The 691-nt window shown below is 41.7% G+C and carries 1 protein-coding gene; it reads right to left on the bottom strand.

Annotated features, from left to right (window positions below):
- Positions 1-691: DUF6882 domain-containing protein (locus ACFQEU_RS17165; RefSeq protein WP_379784118.1), on the bottom strand; the 691-nt coding region annotated here is incomplete at both ends.

Here is a 691-nt window from a genome sequence, read left to right as displayed (position 1 = left end):
GTAAGTAAAGCCATTTTCACTTGGTGTGCGATATACCCCAATTGCATTTAAATGCTTAGCTAGAATCGAAGTCATTTCCCAGTCATCAACTTCAGTAGTAGTAAAGCGACCGGCAACTAACTGCTTGAGTCCAAGTTCTTCGCCTATAACCTTTATCTCTCTAGCGGAAGTTTTAACTTTCTCATCAAGGTTTTCGTTGGCCCAGGCCCACATCCACGTTTCTGACTTTGTGGGGTAAGTGCCAGAAAAATGAATGTCTGCTTCCACTTGGGGCTCTCCGTTGTGGGAAAACACTAGTTTTGCGGTTTCTTGATACCAATCCCATCTTTCGTGTGAATCGATTTGGTATTTAGTAAGAAATTCTTTATGCCTTGGTTCGATAAAACTAATGCTCGTTTTAACCAGTTCGTGGAAAATGCTGTCGCCCTGAACCCAATTTCGGTCGCGTATATCCTCGTAGCATTGAACGCACAATAGCTTAATATCTGCGAATTTTTCAGATTGATCATTCCATTCATCTTCAGTGTCAAGCACTTTTTCACATTCGTCACACCAAGCATCCGGCCATAGGTTGTTGGGGTTTTCTGGGTCATATCCAAGGTTAAACCCTAGTTTTTCACCTTTAACCAAATGCGCGCATAAAAAAGTAGCATCGGTTTTTCCGTGAATATCACATTCTACTTTGTTGTCT

Source organism: Halorubrum tibetense (genome assembly GCF_042661865.1).
GTDB classification, from domain to species: Archaea; Halobacteriota; Halobacteria; order Halobacteriales; family Haloferacaceae; genus Halorubrum; species Halorubrum tibetense.
This window is presented reverse-complemented; position numbering and strand designations above follow the sequence as displayed.